General features: G+C 64.5%; 10 protein-coding genes. 4 read left to right on the forward strand and 6 right to left on the reverse strand.

The genetic code is table 11. The annotated features are described in order from the left end of the window. Positions 1 to 31 precede the first annotated feature (31 nt). The 6 genes from CH273_RS17975 to CH273_RS18000 form a co-directional block, all read right to left on the reverse strand. Positions 32 to 1,540: a GMC family oxidoreductase gene (locus CH273_RS17975; RefSeq protein WP_032398182.1), complete on the reverse strand. Its 1,509-nt coding sequence runs from the start codon at positions 1,538 to 1,540 to the stop codon at positions 32 to 34. Positions 1,541 to 1,699: 159 nt separating this feature from the next. After that, positions 1,700 to 2,632 carry an AraC-like ligand-binding domain-containing protein gene (locus CH273_RS17980; protein ID WP_032398181.1) on the reverse strand — a complete coding sequence of 311 codons (933 nt, stop codon included), beginning with the start codon at positions 2,630 to 2,632 and terminating at the stop codon, positions 1,700 to 1,702. A gap of 3 nt (positions 2,633 to 2,635) precedes the next feature. Then, positions 2,636 to 2,920 carry a muconolactone Delta-isomerase gene (catC, locus tag CH273_RS17985; RefSeq protein WP_032398180.1) on the reverse strand — a complete coding sequence of 95 codons (285 nt, stop codon included), beginning with the start codon at positions 2,918 to 2,920 and terminating at the stop codon, positions 2,636 to 2,638. A gap of 5 nt (positions 2,921 to 2,925) precedes the next feature. Further along, positions 2,926 to 3,795 (reverse strand): catechol 1,2-dioxygenase, encoded by an 870-nt coding sequence (catA, locus tag CH273_RS17990; RefSeq protein ID WP_052050388.1) that lies wholly within the window; start codon positions 3,793 to 3,795, stop codon positions 2,926 to 2,928. A gap of 40 nt (positions 3,796 to 3,835) precedes the next feature. After that, positions 3,836 to 4,939: a mandelate racemase/muconate lactonizing enzyme family protein gene (locus CH273_RS17995; RefSeq protein WP_032398179.1), complete on the reverse strand. Its 1,104-nt coding sequence runs from the start codon at positions 4,937 to 4,939 to the stop codon at positions 3,836 to 3,838. Beyond that, positions 4,936 to 5,862, reverse strand: coding sequence for a LysR family transcriptional regulator (locus tag CH273_RS18000; RefSeq protein ID WP_032398178.1), 927 nt, complete (start codon positions 5,860 to 5,862; stop codon positions 4,936 to 4,938). Before CH273_RS18000 ends, CH273_RS17995 begins: the two co-directional genes overlap by 4 nt. Before the next feature lie 206 nt (positions 5,863 to 6,068). Between CH273_RS18000 and benA the strand changes: the two genes are divergently transcribed. From benA to CH273_RS18020, 4 genes are read left to right on the forward strand one after another with little or no spacing between them, the layout of a single operon-like run. Then, positions 6,069 to 7,454, forward strand: a complete 1,386-nt coding sequence (gene benA, locus CH273_RS18005) for a benzoate 1,2-dioxygenase large subunit (RefSeq protein WP_032398177.1) — start codon at positions 6,069 to 6,071, stop codon at positions 7,452 to 7,454. A gap of 1 nt (position 7,455) precedes the next feature. Continuing rightward, complete coding sequence (gene benB / locus CH273_RS18010; protein WP_032398176.1) at positions 7,456 to 7,995, forward strand: benzoate 1,2-dioxygenase small subunit; 540 nt, start codon at positions 7,456 to 7,458, stop codon at positions 7,993 to 7,995. A 31-nt stretch (positions 7,996 to 8,026) separates the two neighbouring features. Beyond that, the gene (gene benC, locus CH273_RS18015) at positions 8,027 to 10,744 is read left to right on the forward strand and encodes a benzoate 1,2-dioxygenase electron transfer component BenC (protein WP_032398175.1); all 2,718 of its coding nucleotides are present in this window, start codon (positions 8,027 to 8,029) and stop codon (positions 10,742 to 10,744) included. A 60-nt stretch (positions 10,745 to 10,804) separates the two neighbouring features. Beyond that, positions 10,805 to 13,507, forward strand: coding sequence for a helix-turn-helix transcriptional regulator (locus CH273_RS18020; protein WP_052050521.1), 2,703 nt, complete (start codon positions 10,805 to 10,807; stop codon positions 13,505 to 13,507). Positions 13,508 to 13,573 lie beyond the last annotated feature (66 nt).

Raw genomic sequence — 13,573 nt, forward strand, 5'->3', positions numbered from 1 at the left:
GAAGCTTTTTGTTCTCGAAATACATTGCCGGTCAACCGATCAGGTCCGCGGCCTTCTCCGCAACCATCACCGTCGCGGCATTGGTGTTCACACACACGACCCTCGGGATGACGGACGCGTCGACCACGCGCAGGCCGTCGATGCCGTGCACCCGAAGATCAGGCCCGACGACCGACTCAGGGCCGGTTCCCATCGCGCAGGTACCCACGGGGTGGTAGTAGGTCCCCGTGCCTCGGGCGACGTAATCCCGCAGTGCTGCAACCGAATCCACCTCGACGCCGGGAAGCACCTCCGTCAGACCCCACGCCGCGAAGGCGTCGGTCGCAGCAATGTTGCGGGCCACAGCAATAGCGTCGACCAGTCGGTCCACGTCCGACGGTGCGGTCAGATACGCCGGATCGATCAGTGGTAGATCGTCCGGGTCGGCTGTCGCCAACCGAACGCTGCCGCGACTGTCGGGCACGGTGGTGACACCGAACGTGATGCTGTTCGCCGGGGCGACCAGGGTCGGCTGGTGGAACGGCACGTGAATGAACATCAACTGCATGTCCGGACCGTCGAGCTCGTCATCGCTGCGCCACAGCATGGACACCTCGGCGTGATTCGTGGACGCGGGCGGAATCGGTTGCGCCGCTTCGTACACCACACTGCACAGGGGGTGGTCGTGCAAGTTTCGCCCCACACCCGGTAGATCGTGTACGACGGGAATACCGAGCTCCTGCAGTTCCTCCGCCGGGCCGATTCCGGACAGCAGCAGCAACCGCGGCGAATCCACTGCACCCGCGCTCAAAATGACGTCCTGTCGAGCCGACGCCGTCATCGGCTCGCCGTCACGTCGGTATCTGACGGCGACGCAGCGGCCGTCTTCCACCACCAGGCGCTGCGCCCGCGATCCGGTCGACACGGTGAGGTTGGGGCGATGCGCCTCGACGGGTGTCAGGTAGGCCGACGCCACGCTGAGCCGGGCACCGTCCGAGATCGCCAGATCGTGCCACCCCGCGCCCTCTTGTTCGGTGCCGTTGAAGTCGTCGGTGATGGGATGACCGGCCTCGGTGGCCGCATCGAGAAACGTCCGAGACACCGGATTCGGCGAGGACGACGGTGCCGGACGCAACGGGCCCTTGTCTCCGCGAACCTTCGGGTCTCCACCGACGACAGTCTCGGACTTCATGAAGTACGGCAGCACTGCGTCGTACGACCACGATTCCCCCGCCACCTGCGCCCAGGTGTCGAAGTCGTTCCGGTGTCCGCGTAAATGGACCATCGCATTGATGGAGCTGCTTCCGCCGAGGGTATGACCGCGCGGCCAGTTGTGCGCACCGCCGCCGGCCGCCTTCTGTGGAACCGTGTTGTAGGAGTAGTCGACGTTGCTTCCCCAGAGCGACGGCCAGGCGGGGGGAACTGCGAGGTCCGGGTGATCGTCGCGGCCTCCGCTTTCCAGCAGCAGCACTGTGACATCGGGGTTTTCGCTCAGTCGTGACGCCAGCACGCAGCCGGCCGATCCGCCGCCGACAATCACGTAGTCGAATGCTTCGTCCATCTCGTTCGATCCTTTCACCAGTGGCCGGCACCACACCGGTAGACCTCAGTGTGCGGAGCGAGAGGGTGTTGCGGTTGACGATTGCCGCCGCAGTTCTTGACGATTCACGCCGAGTATCGGCGGATCCGTTGCCGGACAGCGCCGTTGGTCGACCGGAAGTCAGCGAAGCGCGGTACGTTCTGCTGACGGGCTGATGCCGAATCTGCGCTTGTACAGTCGACTGAAGTGCGCCGCGTCGGAGAAGCACCAACGCCCGGCAACAGCGCCGACCGTGGACCTCAGTGCTCGGGCCGCAAGTAGATCTCGGCGGGCACCGTCGAGTCTCATATCGCGGATAGTGGTTGTGACAGTTGCGATTTCGTCGTCGAACAACCTGTCGAGACTACGCGGTGACATGGCGAATGCCGCAGCAACGGAATGGTGACACAGGTCGGGGTCCAGGAGGTGTTGCCCGATGTAGGTGAGGACGGCCAGCTTCCTCGCGTGCGCACCTGCATCGTCGACGTCGATGTGATTGCCCGCAGTGAGGGCACTGCTGATGAGGCTGAGCCCGGCGTCGGCGAAACGCAGGGCCGAGCCGGAATCGACCGCGTCGTCCTCGGCCTGCGCGAGTGCTGCCCGGACGAAGGAGTCGAGTACCGCGCCGGGGCCGGAGCCGGCGTCATGTGCGCGTTGCATCGTGGCATCGATCAACCTGTGCGGCAGCCGAAGTGCACTGGGCGGGAATGCCATCACCGCGCATCGCCAGTCGCCCTCCAGCCGCAGATCGTATGCTCGTCGCGTGTCGTAGATCCCGAGCTGACCCGGACGAATGACCAGTTCGCGGTCGCCCTGTCGCACGATTGCTCGACCCCGAAGTTGCACGCACACCTTCACCGCATCGGTGGGTCGTCTGCGCACAGCCGAGCGGGACCGTCGCACCGTCTGCGGCGAGCCTGCGACCTCGAATGCGCCCAGCTCACCGACCGTGGTGCCCTCGATCAATCCGGTCAACGGTCGGTCGTCGATGCACTCGGGAACCAGTCCGGCGAACGCGTCGCCGAGCTCGTCCCGCCACCGCTCTTCCCGCCACTGCTCACCCTGGCAGGTCATCGCTCACACCGCGGAGATGTCCGACGGATGCCGGGCGAGTGGGCTCACGTCGATACTCATGTACGGAAACAGCGGCAGATTCCACAGAATCTCGTGCAGTCGCTCGTTGTCCCGTACATCGAAGATACTGAGGTTGGAGTACCGACCTACGAGTCGCCAGATGCTCACCCACTCGCCGTCGCGCTGCAGCTGCTGCGAGTACGCCTTCTCCCTGGCAAGGGTGTCGGTTCGTACGTCCGCATCGAGATCCCGCGGCAGCGCGACGTCCATCTTCACTGCAAACAGCATGTCTCTCAGTCCTTGTCGAGTACGAAGTCGTACGTCACTTCTTGGCCACCGTCGACGTCCTTCGGGTCGAGAATCAGTTCCGGCTTGACGGCGTTGGCGACGTCGTCGTCGTTGTGAGCGTCACCGGGGAAGTAGAGCTGAGTGGTGATCTGCTGGTAGCCGTCGGCCGCGACCTTCAGGTGAAGGTGCGCCGGGCGCCACGGGTGCCAGCCTGCGGCAGAGATGAGTTTGCCGCACGCCCCGTCGGTCGGTATCTGGTAGGGCGCAGGCTTCATGGTGTGGATCCAGAATTGGCCCTGATCGTCGGTGGTCACGGTGCCGCGCAGATTCCATTCGGGGATTCCGGGTGCGAACTGCGAGTAGAAGCCGTCTGCGTCGGCGTGCCAGATTTCGATGACGGCATGCGCCAGTGGTGTTCCGTCCACTGCCTTGACCTGGCCCTGGAACAGCAGCGGGGTGCCCTTCTCGCCGTCGCGGGTGGGCAGGATCGCGGCCGATCCGAGCTCGGGTGCACCGGGGACGTAGTACGGGCCTTCGATGGTGCCCTTGCTGCCCTCTCGGGATTCACCGGCAACCTCTTCGACCACGTGCTCGACCCAGACGTCGAGGAACAGCGGCCACTCACCGGTCTGCCCGACGTCGATGAGCCACGCCTTGAGTGCATTGTACTCGTCATAGGTCACCTTGTGTTCACGGACCGTGTCGTTGACCGCCGAGAGTATCTGCCGTGCAAGCAGACTGACGCGTTCCGGTGGCGTCCCCGCTGCGCTCGACGCTTTGTCGGAGGTGAAGCGCTGGGTGGCGTTCGCACCCGATGCGGCGGCGGTCGCCACCTCGCCGGTCAGGTTGTTCGTTTCCGCGTGATCGACACTCATGTCTGCTCCTTGTGTGGAAAATGTGTTGTGGGGCTGGAAATCATTGGTCGGTACGGTATTTGGCGAGTTTGTCCGGGTCGATGCGCACACCGAGCCCGGAGCCCGGCAGGACACTGAGCGTGCCGTCTCGAATCTCGAGGCTTTCGGTGAGCAGGTCGTCGCTCATGTCGAGGAAGTTCGACAGCTCGCCTGCGCGGCGCGACGATAGGTCGAACGCGGCACCGAAGGCCACGGTGCACGCCGTCCCGAGTTGTCCGTCGATCTGGTTGCCCATCACCACGTCGACGCCGAGCCCCTCGCACAGATGGTGGGTCCGCTGGGACGTCGTGAATCCGGTGCGCGCAGTCTTGATACTCACTGCCGTTGCGGATCCACCGAGAATTTCACGGGTGACCTCGGCCGGGGTGGTCGCGGATTCGTCTGCTACGAAAGGGACGTCGAGCTGCTGGACCAACCACCGACGACCGAGAACGTCGTCGGCCGGGCACAGTTCCTCTGCCAGCGTCAGCCCCAGGTCGGACATGTCCTTCATAGCGCGTGCAGATTCGGCTGCGGTCCATCCACGATTGCCGTCGACATACAACTCGACGGTATCGCCGAGCCCTTCTCTGAGCGCACGGACGACAGCGGTGTCCAGAGCTACGGGTCGACGCCCCACCTTGACCTTGAACACCTCGATTCCGTAGGTCTCGCGCATTCTGGTGGCTTCGTCGACCATCGCCGCCGGAGTATCGAATCCGAGCATGTGACTCACCCGCATGCGGTCGGCGTATCCACCGAGCAGTTCGGTCACGGGCAGGTCGAGCGTCTGCCCGAGCGCGTCCCAGATGGCCATGTCCACTGCGGACTTCGCTACTGGATTGCCCACGGTGCGTGCAAGTTTCGCATGTACCACCTCGCGCTCGAAAAGGGTGAGGCCGATGATCGCGGGGGAGAAGACGGTCTCGATCACCGCAGTCACACCGCGCTGGGTCTCGCCGTAGGTGAACGGCCGGGGCGGAGCATCGGCGACACCCACCACGCCGTCGTCGGTGTGCACCCGAACCAGTACGTGGTCGGCCGCAGCGACCTCACCGCTGGCGAACTTCAGCGGTTTCCGGTACGGGATCGAATACGGGATCGCGTCGACGGCGACTATCTTCACGACATGCCCTTCGGCTCGGAGGAAACGGCTGATTCGAGGCGCGGCAGAACACCCGCGTCCTCTAGGGCACGGACGAGTGCGTCGACGAGTGCAGAAGGACGGTCTCTGTGCCAGGCCATCGCCAGATCGATGGTGCTCGCGCCGGCGATGTCGCGGAATACGACACCGTTCAACTGCAGGGCGCGAACGGATTCCGGAACCAACGCAATACCCAGTCCCGCAGCGACGAGTGCCAGCAGGACCGACGTATCCGGAGCCTCGTGTTCACGACGGGGGCTGAAACCCGCTGCGCGACAACTTGTCACCACAGCTTCGTTGACGACCGAATGAGTGTCTGCGTACATGACGAAGTCCTCGTAGGCCAGATCGGCGACCTCGAGCGCGGGTTCGGTGGAGAACCGATGGTCGACGGGCAGTGCAAGCACAAGCGATTCCGTGGTGATCGTGCGCAACTCCAGATCGTCGCCCGCAACAGGGGGCCGCAGTACGGCGACGTCGAGGTGTTCCGAGCGCAGACCCTCGACCTGTGCCGGGGTGAGCAGGTCGCCATGAATTTCCAAGGCGATGCCAGGCAGTCTCTGCTTGATCGCTCGTGCGATCGGCGGTAATCGGTCGAACGCGGCCGTACCGGTGAAGCCGATGCGCACCAACCCGTATCGGCCCTCGGCAATCCGTCGCACTCCGCGCGCGCTCTGCTCCAGGCTGTCGAGGTTCCGCAGCGTTTCTCGGTAGAAGAACTCTCCCGCCGGAGTCAGACTCACCTGGCGCGTCGTCCTGGCCAGCAACGTCACACCCAACTCGGCCTCCAGTTGGCGAACCGATTGCGACAGCGCAGGTTGAGCCAGATGTAGCCGGGTGGCGGCCTGCCCGAAATGGCGAGTCTCGGCGACTGCCACGAAGTGATACAGGTGCCGCAGTTCCATGGCCGAGCCTTTCCGTGCGTTCGAGGTGACTCGGACCACACTAAGGGTCTGATCCATCGTTGACAAAGACCTATTTGCGCCTGATTGATAAGCAACGGTGATCAATAGGACCCCAGGTCGGGCCTAGGTAAAGCCCTGGTGTGACGGCAACCACTCCCTGACACAGTCGCTTTCAGTCGAACTCGAAGCGCCTGGAGGAACCCGATATGACCGACATGCTGGATCACGTGCAGAACACGATCGAGGGAGCGGTGATCGACGATGCAGCGGCGGGCATCTACCGCGCCAACCGCTGTATCTTCACCGACGAGGAAGTCTTCGAGCTCGAGATGAAGCACATCTTCGAAGGCAACTGGATCTACATCGCCCACGAGAGTCAGCTTCCGAACAACGGTGACTACTTCACCGTGCACATGGGCCGCCAGCCCGTCGTGATCACACGCGACAAGGACGGCGAGCTGCACTGCCTCGTCAACGCGTGCGCCCACCGCGGTGCCATGCTGTGCCGTCGCAAGACCGACAACCGTCCGACGCTGACGTGTCCGTTCCACGGCTGGACGTTCCGCAACGACGGCACCTTGCTCAAGGTCAAGGATCCCGACGGTGCCGGCTACCCCGACACGTTCGACGTCGACGGGTCGCACAACCTCACCAAGGTTCCCCGATTCGAGAGCTACCGCGGATTCCTGTTCGCGAGCCTCAACGACGACGTCTCGACCCTTGCCGAGCACCTCGGTGACACGACGAAAGTCATCGACATGCTCGTCGACCAGTCACCCGAAGGCCTCGAAGTTCTCCGCGGATCCTCGTCGTACACCTTCGACGGGAACTGGAAGGTGCAGGCAGAGAACGGGGCGGACGGGTATCACGTCAGCGCCGTGCACTGGAATTACGCCGCGACCACCTCTCGCCGCAACAACGGTGAATCCAAGAACACCACCAAGGCGCTCGACGCAGGCGGCTGGGGCAAGTCCGGCGGCGGCTATTGGTCGTACCCCAACGGACATCTCTGCCTGTGGACCTGGGCGGCCAACCCCCAGGACCGCCCACTGTGGGACCAGATGGATGCGTTGAAGCAGAAGTTCGGCGACGCCAAGGGGGAGTTCATGGTCAAAGGTTCGCGCAACCTGTGCCTGTACCCGAACGTCTATCTGATGGACCAGTTCAGCACGCAGATCCGGCACTTCCGGCCGATCGCGCCCAACAAGACCGAGGTCACCATCTACTGCATCGCTCCCAAGGGGGAGAGCAAAGAGGCTCGCGCACACAGGATCCGGCAGTACGAGGATTTCTTCAATGCATCGGGCATGGCCACACCCGACGATCTGGAGGAGTTTCGCTCGTGCCAGCTGACGTTTCAGGCGACCAATGCGCCGTGGAACGACATGAGTCGCGGCGCAGAGCACTGGCTGACCGGTCCCGATCCGGTGGCCGAGGCCCTCGACATGCCCGGTGTCATCTCTGCGGGTGTGAAGAACGAAGACGAGGGCCTGTTCCCTGTACAACACGGCTACTGGCGCAAGACCCTGCTCGCGGCCCTCGACAAGCAGCGCGCGGCCGACTCCGCACCCGTTGCAGCACAGGAGGTCTGACATGACTGCCACCGTCGACAATCTCGATACCGAGCGTGCCGCCTCATCGCGGTTGATCACGCAGTCCTCCATCGAGCAGTTCCTCTACCGCGAAGCGCGCTACCTCGACGATCGCGAGTTCGAGAAGTGGCTCACGTGTTACGCGGACGACGTCGAGTACTGGATGCCTTGCTGGGACGACAACGACCTGCTCACCGAGGATCCCCAGACCGACATCTCGCTGATCTACTACGAGAACAAGGGTGGCCTGGAAGATCGCGTCTTCCGTATCAGGACCGAACGGTCCAGCGCCACGTCGATTCCCGAACCTCGGACCAGTCACAACATCAGCAACGTCGAGGTGATCGAACGGCGGGGAGATATCGTCGACGTCCGATTCAACTGGCACACCATGTACTTCCGCTACAAGACCATCGATCCGTACTACGGAACCTCGTTCTACACGATCGACTTCTCCGGCGACTCGCCGCTCATCCGGCGCAAGACCGTGGTGCTGAAGAACGACTACATCCATCACGTCGTCGACATCTATCACTTCTGAATCGTCTTCCGTAATCCCGAGGAGTTCCATCGTGAGTCATTCCGTCGCACTGTCTTTCGAGGACGGTGTCACCCGCTTCATCACCTGCGAGGACGAACAGACCGTCGCCGACGCCGCCTATCGCTCGCGGATCAACATCCCTCTCGATTGCCGGGACGGTGCGTGCGGAACCTGCAAGGCCTTGTGCGAATCGGGGGAGTACGACGGCGGTACCTACCTCGACGACGCGCTATCGCAGTCCGAATCGGACGAGGGCTACTGCCTGCCCTGCAGCATGAAGCCCACCTCCGATCTCGTACTGCAGATCGCCAGCACATCGGCGGTGGCGAAAACCCAAGCGGCAACGCATGACACGGTCGTGACCGCCGTGGAGAAACTCTCTCCGACGACGGTCAGGCTCGCCGTCGAGGCACCGGCAAATGGCTCACTCGCCTTTCTTCCGGGCCAATACGTGAACATCACCGTCCCCGGGTCCGAGGAGACCAGGTCCTATTCCTTCAGTTGCGTGTCGGGATCCGACGAGCTGGAGTTCCTGGTCAAGCTCACCCCGGGTGGCCTGATGTCCACCTACCTGAACGACACGGCGGCCGTGGGGGACAAGATCTCGTTCACCGGCCCACACGGCAGTTTCTTTCTGCGCGAGGCGCAGCGGCCTGCGCTGCTGTTGGCCGGCGGGACCGGGCTGGCCCCGATCCTGTCGATTCTGCGTACCCTGGCGGCCGAATCGAGCAATCGTCCAGTGCATCTCGTGTATGGAGTCAGCACCGACGACGACGTCGTCCAGCTGGACGAACTCGCCGATCTGGCAAGTGCGCTCGACTCGTTCACGTGGGATCACTGCGTCTCGGATCCCCGCACCACGGCTACGAACAAGGGGTACGTCACCGCCCTGTTGACCGACGCACACCTCAACGGCGGCGATGTCGCCGTCTACCTCTGCGGTCCGCCTCCGATGGTCGAGGCCGTCCGAATGCACTTCACCGAGGCCGGCATCGAACCGACCGGCTTCTACTACGAGAAGTTCGCGCCGTCCTCGGCAGCTGTGAAGGAGAGTCTCGACGACACCGATTCTGCGACGGAGGTTCTGGCGAACGACGACCGGCAACAGACCATCGACGCGGCAATCGCCACAGTCGATGCCGACGTCGTACCTGCAGCATCGGCCGACCTCGAACCCGCTCTCGACGGCAGGAGCATCTTCGGACGAGCGGTGTTCGGCAGTCGCGTAAGGGAACCTCTGCACGAGCGAAACACGGGCTTCTCGGCGTCCGACGAGGCGGAAACCATGCGCGCGATCGCAGGTCAGCGCGTCGCCGTGGCCGGCTCGACGGCCGACCGGGGCGGGTTGGACGAGAGCCTAGACCTGGCCCTGACCCCGGAGGCGCACTCCGTTGCAGCGCAACGTATCTGGCCGCCGCGAGATATTCAGCCGCTCGTCGTGCGGAGTTCCGAAGTGACCCCGGTGTCTGCCTCGAATTCGGGGTACGAGATCGGCGAGGAACATCCCTCCGTGCATGAGTCGGACGCGGTGTTCGAGGCCAGGCGCGCCCTCGAACTCGGTGCCCTCGAACTCGTGATCGGCCGACTGTCATCGCAGCAGATCTCCGGCTACCGATTGCTGGCGGAGACCACCACCCGCTACGTCGACGGAGATCGGTTCGTCGACGCCGCCGCCTACACCGAGACCAACGCTGCCTTCCACGACTATCTCTTCACCCAAACGGGCAACGAGCACCTGCTGCAGGCCTACCGAGCTCTCGGGGTGAAAGCGGCCATGGAGGACGTGCTGCGCAACGCGACCTGGTGCGATCCGCTCTGCGCCCAGGACCACTTGGACATCGTCGACGCGTTCGAGGCCGAGGACCGTGAGCGCGCACGGACACTGATCGCCGATCACGCCGACCGGTCGAAGGCGACGATGAAGCGCGCCATGCACGAATCCCGGACGAACAAACGTCCCAGGTTCGTCAGCCCGGGCCGATTCACAGGCAAAGTCGTCCTCGTCACCGGTGCCGCTCAGGGCATCGGTGAGTGCGTCGCCCGACGGATCGGTGCCGAAGGAGGATCACTGATCCTGGCCGACCGGTCCGAGTTGGTCGGCCAGCTCACCGAGGAACTCGAACGAGACGGCGTCGAGGCCGCCCCCGTGATCGCAGACCTAGAAACCTGGGAAGGCGCTTCGGCGGTGGTGGACGCCGCACTCGCTGTACACGGACGCGTCGACGTGTCCGTTCACGTCGTCGGCGGCACCATTTGGGCCAAACCGTTCGCCGAGTACCCGCCCGAGCAGATCGAGAAGGAAATCTCCCGGTCGCTGTTCCCGACGCTGTGGTCCTGCCGCGCCGTGATCCCGCACATGATCGAACGCGGCGGCGGCACCATCGTCAACGTCTCCTCGGTCGCCACCCGCGGCATCCACCGGGTTCCCTACGCAGCTGCGAAGGGGGGCGTCAACGCCATCACGGCGACTCTGGCCCTCGAGGCGGCACCGCACGGTGTTCGGGTGGTTGCCACGGCCCCCGGCGGTACCGACGCACCACCGCGACGCGTCGCTCGTGGACCCGCACCCTCGACGGAGCAGGAGAAGGACTGGTACCAGGCCATCGTCGACCAGACCGTGGACTCCTCGTTGCTCAAACGCTACGGAACACTCGACGAGCAAGCCGCAGCGATCTGCTTCCTCGCCTCCGACGAGGCGTCGTACATCACCGGTACCGTGCTCCCGGTCGCCGGCGGCGACCCGGGCTGAGTCATGACCGTGTTGGTTCGATCGCCGGACGCACTCGTACGCCGCGGATACGGTGACGTCATGTCCCCTTCACCGTTGATCGGCCGCGGTGAACTGCTGGACGTCCTGATTCGGGCGCTCGACGGCTGCGCGACGACGTCGACCTTTGTGGTGCTGACCGGCCCGGCGGGCATCGGCGCATCGTCGATTCTGCGTGAAGTCGAACGGACGGTCGGCAGCGAGGGGCAGCGCACGGTGGTGCGCCGCGCAGGTGCAGTGCCGTGGGAAACGCACGTGCCGTTCGGCCTCGTCACGCAACTCGTCCCGGGCGTCCGGATCGAAGGGACGGACCCGGTCGAATGGGGACACCGCATCGCCGACGCGTTGGCGACGGACGCCGTGACGATCCTGCTGATCGATGACGCGCACGACTGTGACGCGGACTCTCTCCGTGCACTCGCCTCCGCCGTCAGGCACCACCGATCCGCGAGACTCGCGGTCGTATGTACTCGAAAGCCGTTGCCCGACGGCTTCATCGAGTCGCACCGGGTTCTCGATCGCGCAGCCGACCTGTCCGTGCCGGTACCGGCGCTGACGGTGTCGGCCGTTGCCGAAATCGCCGCACTGCAGGGGATCATCCTGTCACCGTCCTCGGCTGCTCACCTGACGCGTCACACCGGTGGGCGTCCTCGACACGCCCTGGCGCTGCTGGACGAGGTGCCGCGCGAGACCTGGAAGGGTGTTCGCCCCGACCTGCCTGCGCCCGCCTTCGTGGAGGCAGACGTTCGGACCACTCTTGCTCTCTGCACCGTCGAGGCTCGGCGTCTGGCCTCGGCCGTCACCGTTCTCGAAGGCGGCCGACCGTTGACCACGGTGTGCGAGGTTGCCGGTATCGACGATCCCTGGCCTGCTGTCGATCTCGCAGAACAATTCGCCCTGGTGACCGTCCGACGCAGCTCCGCGGCGACCATCCTCGAAGTTCGAGATCCGACGGTCCGTGCCGCGGTGCTCGCGACGATGAGCAGAGTCGAGCGCGCGCAAGTGCACCGAGCCGCTGCAGCAGCCGAGGCCGACCCGGCCGATCAGCTTGCGCATCTGGTCGAAGCTTCGCCGCTGCCCGACCCGTTGGTGTCGGACCGACTGGACACGCTCGCCGGATCTCGGGCAGGGAAGGGGGAATGGGCAACGGCAGCAAGGCTTTACCTGCTGTCCAGTAGGTCGACACAGGACCCGGGCGAGCGAGAGGATCGCTTGGTTCGCGCGGTGGACGCCCTCATCGGTGCGGGGGACATGCGCACGGCCTCGGACTACATTGCCGAGATCGAAAGTCTCCGCGAGACCCCAACTCGCAATGCCGTTCTCGGATACCTGGCCATCCTGCGGGGCCGCCCCAACGAAGCCGAAGCTCGCCTGACTCGGGCATGGCAGCTGGTCCGGACGCGACACGACCCCGAGGTCGCCGCAGTGATCTGTCATCGACAGGTGCTGCACAATCTGGCGCGCTGCGACGGTGCCAATCTCGTGCGCTGGGCAGACCGTGCAGTCGAACTCGTCGGAGCCGACCACGCAACCGCAGTGGAGGCACAGTCCATTCGAGGTCTCGGGCTGGCGGGCACAGGGCGTGTCGCAGAAGCACTGAGCAGCTACCGAGACCTGTGGGGTCACGCCAGTACCGGGGCCGTCGGACAACGGGTGCAGATGGGTGCGGGCTGGCTCCACTTCGCAACGGACCACATCGATCTCGCGCGCTCCGAACTCGAAGCCGCAGCACCGACCGACTTCCTCGGCGGTTCGACGCGAATCTCGTTGTGGGCTCACGGCTGGCTGGCGCGCACCTACTTCGTCACCGGCGAGTGGGATGCGGCGCTTCGGTTGGTCGGAGCTGGTTCCGACCTGGCCGACCGTTCCGGTGCCGCATTGATCGTTCCGCTGCTCCAGTGGACCGCGACGCAGATCCACGCACTACGCGGAGACTGGGTGGCCGCCGCAACCAGCGCACACCGCGGTGATTCCGGCGCCCGCGACTACGAGATCATGAAAGTGCCAGCGGCTCTCGGTCGTGCAGCCATCGCGGAGGCTCGAGCGGACTATGCAGGGGTCCTCCGCGCTCTCTCCCCGTTGACCGAGCAGTGGGCTCACGCCGACGTATCCGAACCCGGTTTCTGGGCTTGGCCGGATGTGTACGCCAACGCGTTGATAGTCGAGGGCCGACTCGACGAGGCGGACGAGTTTCTGATTCCACACGAGGCCAGAGTGCGCGATCGTGGTCACCGGTCAGCACACGCACGCCTTGCCTGCGCTCGTGGCAGGCTGCACGGCGCAATGGGCGATCTCGATTCTGCCCGAGCATCATTCGAGGACGCCCTCGCTTCGTTGGCACCGCTGCCCCTGACATACGACCGCGCCCGAGTCAACTACGCCTACGGGCAGACTCTGCGCAGAGCCGGGAAGCGGCGCGAGGCCGATGCCGTCGTCAGCGCGGCACGCGAAGGCTATCTGGCACTGGGGGCAACCACATACGTACGACGGTGCGACCGTGAACTCAAAGCCGGTGGTGTGCATGCCGTTCTGAAGGACAGAGCTCACGATGCACTGACCCCGCAGGAGGACGCCGTCTCGACCCTGGTCGCCACAGGGATGACCAATCGCGAGGTAGCGGCCGAATTGTTCTTGTCGGTCAAGACCGTTCAGTTTCATCTGACCAGGGTGTACGCCAAGATGGGCATCCGTTCGAGAGCCGAACTTGCCGCCACGCGGTCGACCGATGAGACCTCGGCAACATGATTGGGATACAGCAGCTTTCGTAATACCGAGGTAGGCGCTAGGTAAAGCCCTGGTGTGACTCGACGC

Origin of the sequence: Rhodococcus sp. 05-339-2, from assembly GCF_002258965.1 — a bacterium.
Lineage (GTDB): Bacteria > Actinomycetota > Actinomycetes > Mycobacteriales > Mycobacteriaceae > Rhodococcoides.

Coding starts and splice junctions, on each gene's coding strand:
- CH273_RS17975 (WP_032398182.1), bottom strand. CDS start 1,540: ATGGACGAAGCATTCGACTACGTGATTGTCGGCGGCGGATCGGCCGGC.
- CH273_RS17980 (WP_032398181.1), bottom strand. CDS start 2,632: ATGACCTGCCAGGGTGAGCAGTGGCGGGAAGAGCGGTGGCGGGACGAG.
- catC (WP_032398180.1), bottom strand. CDS start 2,920: ATGCTGTTTGCAGTGAAGATGGACGTCGCGCTGCCGCGGGATCTCGAT.
- catA (WP_052050388.1), bottom strand. CDS start 3,795: ATGAGTGTCGATCACGCGGAAACGAACAACCTGACCGGCGAGGTGGCG.
- CH273_RS18000 (WP_032398178.1), bottom strand. CDS start 5,862: ATGGAACTGCGGCACCTGTATCACTTCGTGGCAGTCGCCGAGACTCGC.
- benA (WP_032398177.1), top strand. CDS start 6,069: ATGACCGACATGCTGGATCACGTGCAGAACACGATCGAGGGAGCGGTG.
- benB (WP_032398176.1), top strand. CDS start 7,456: ATGACTGCCACCGTCGACAATCTCGATACCGAGCGTGCCGCCTCATCG.
- CH273_RS18020 (WP_052050521.1), top strand. CDS start 10,805: ATGTCCCCTTCACCGTTGATCGGCCGCGGTGAACTGCTGGACGTCCTG.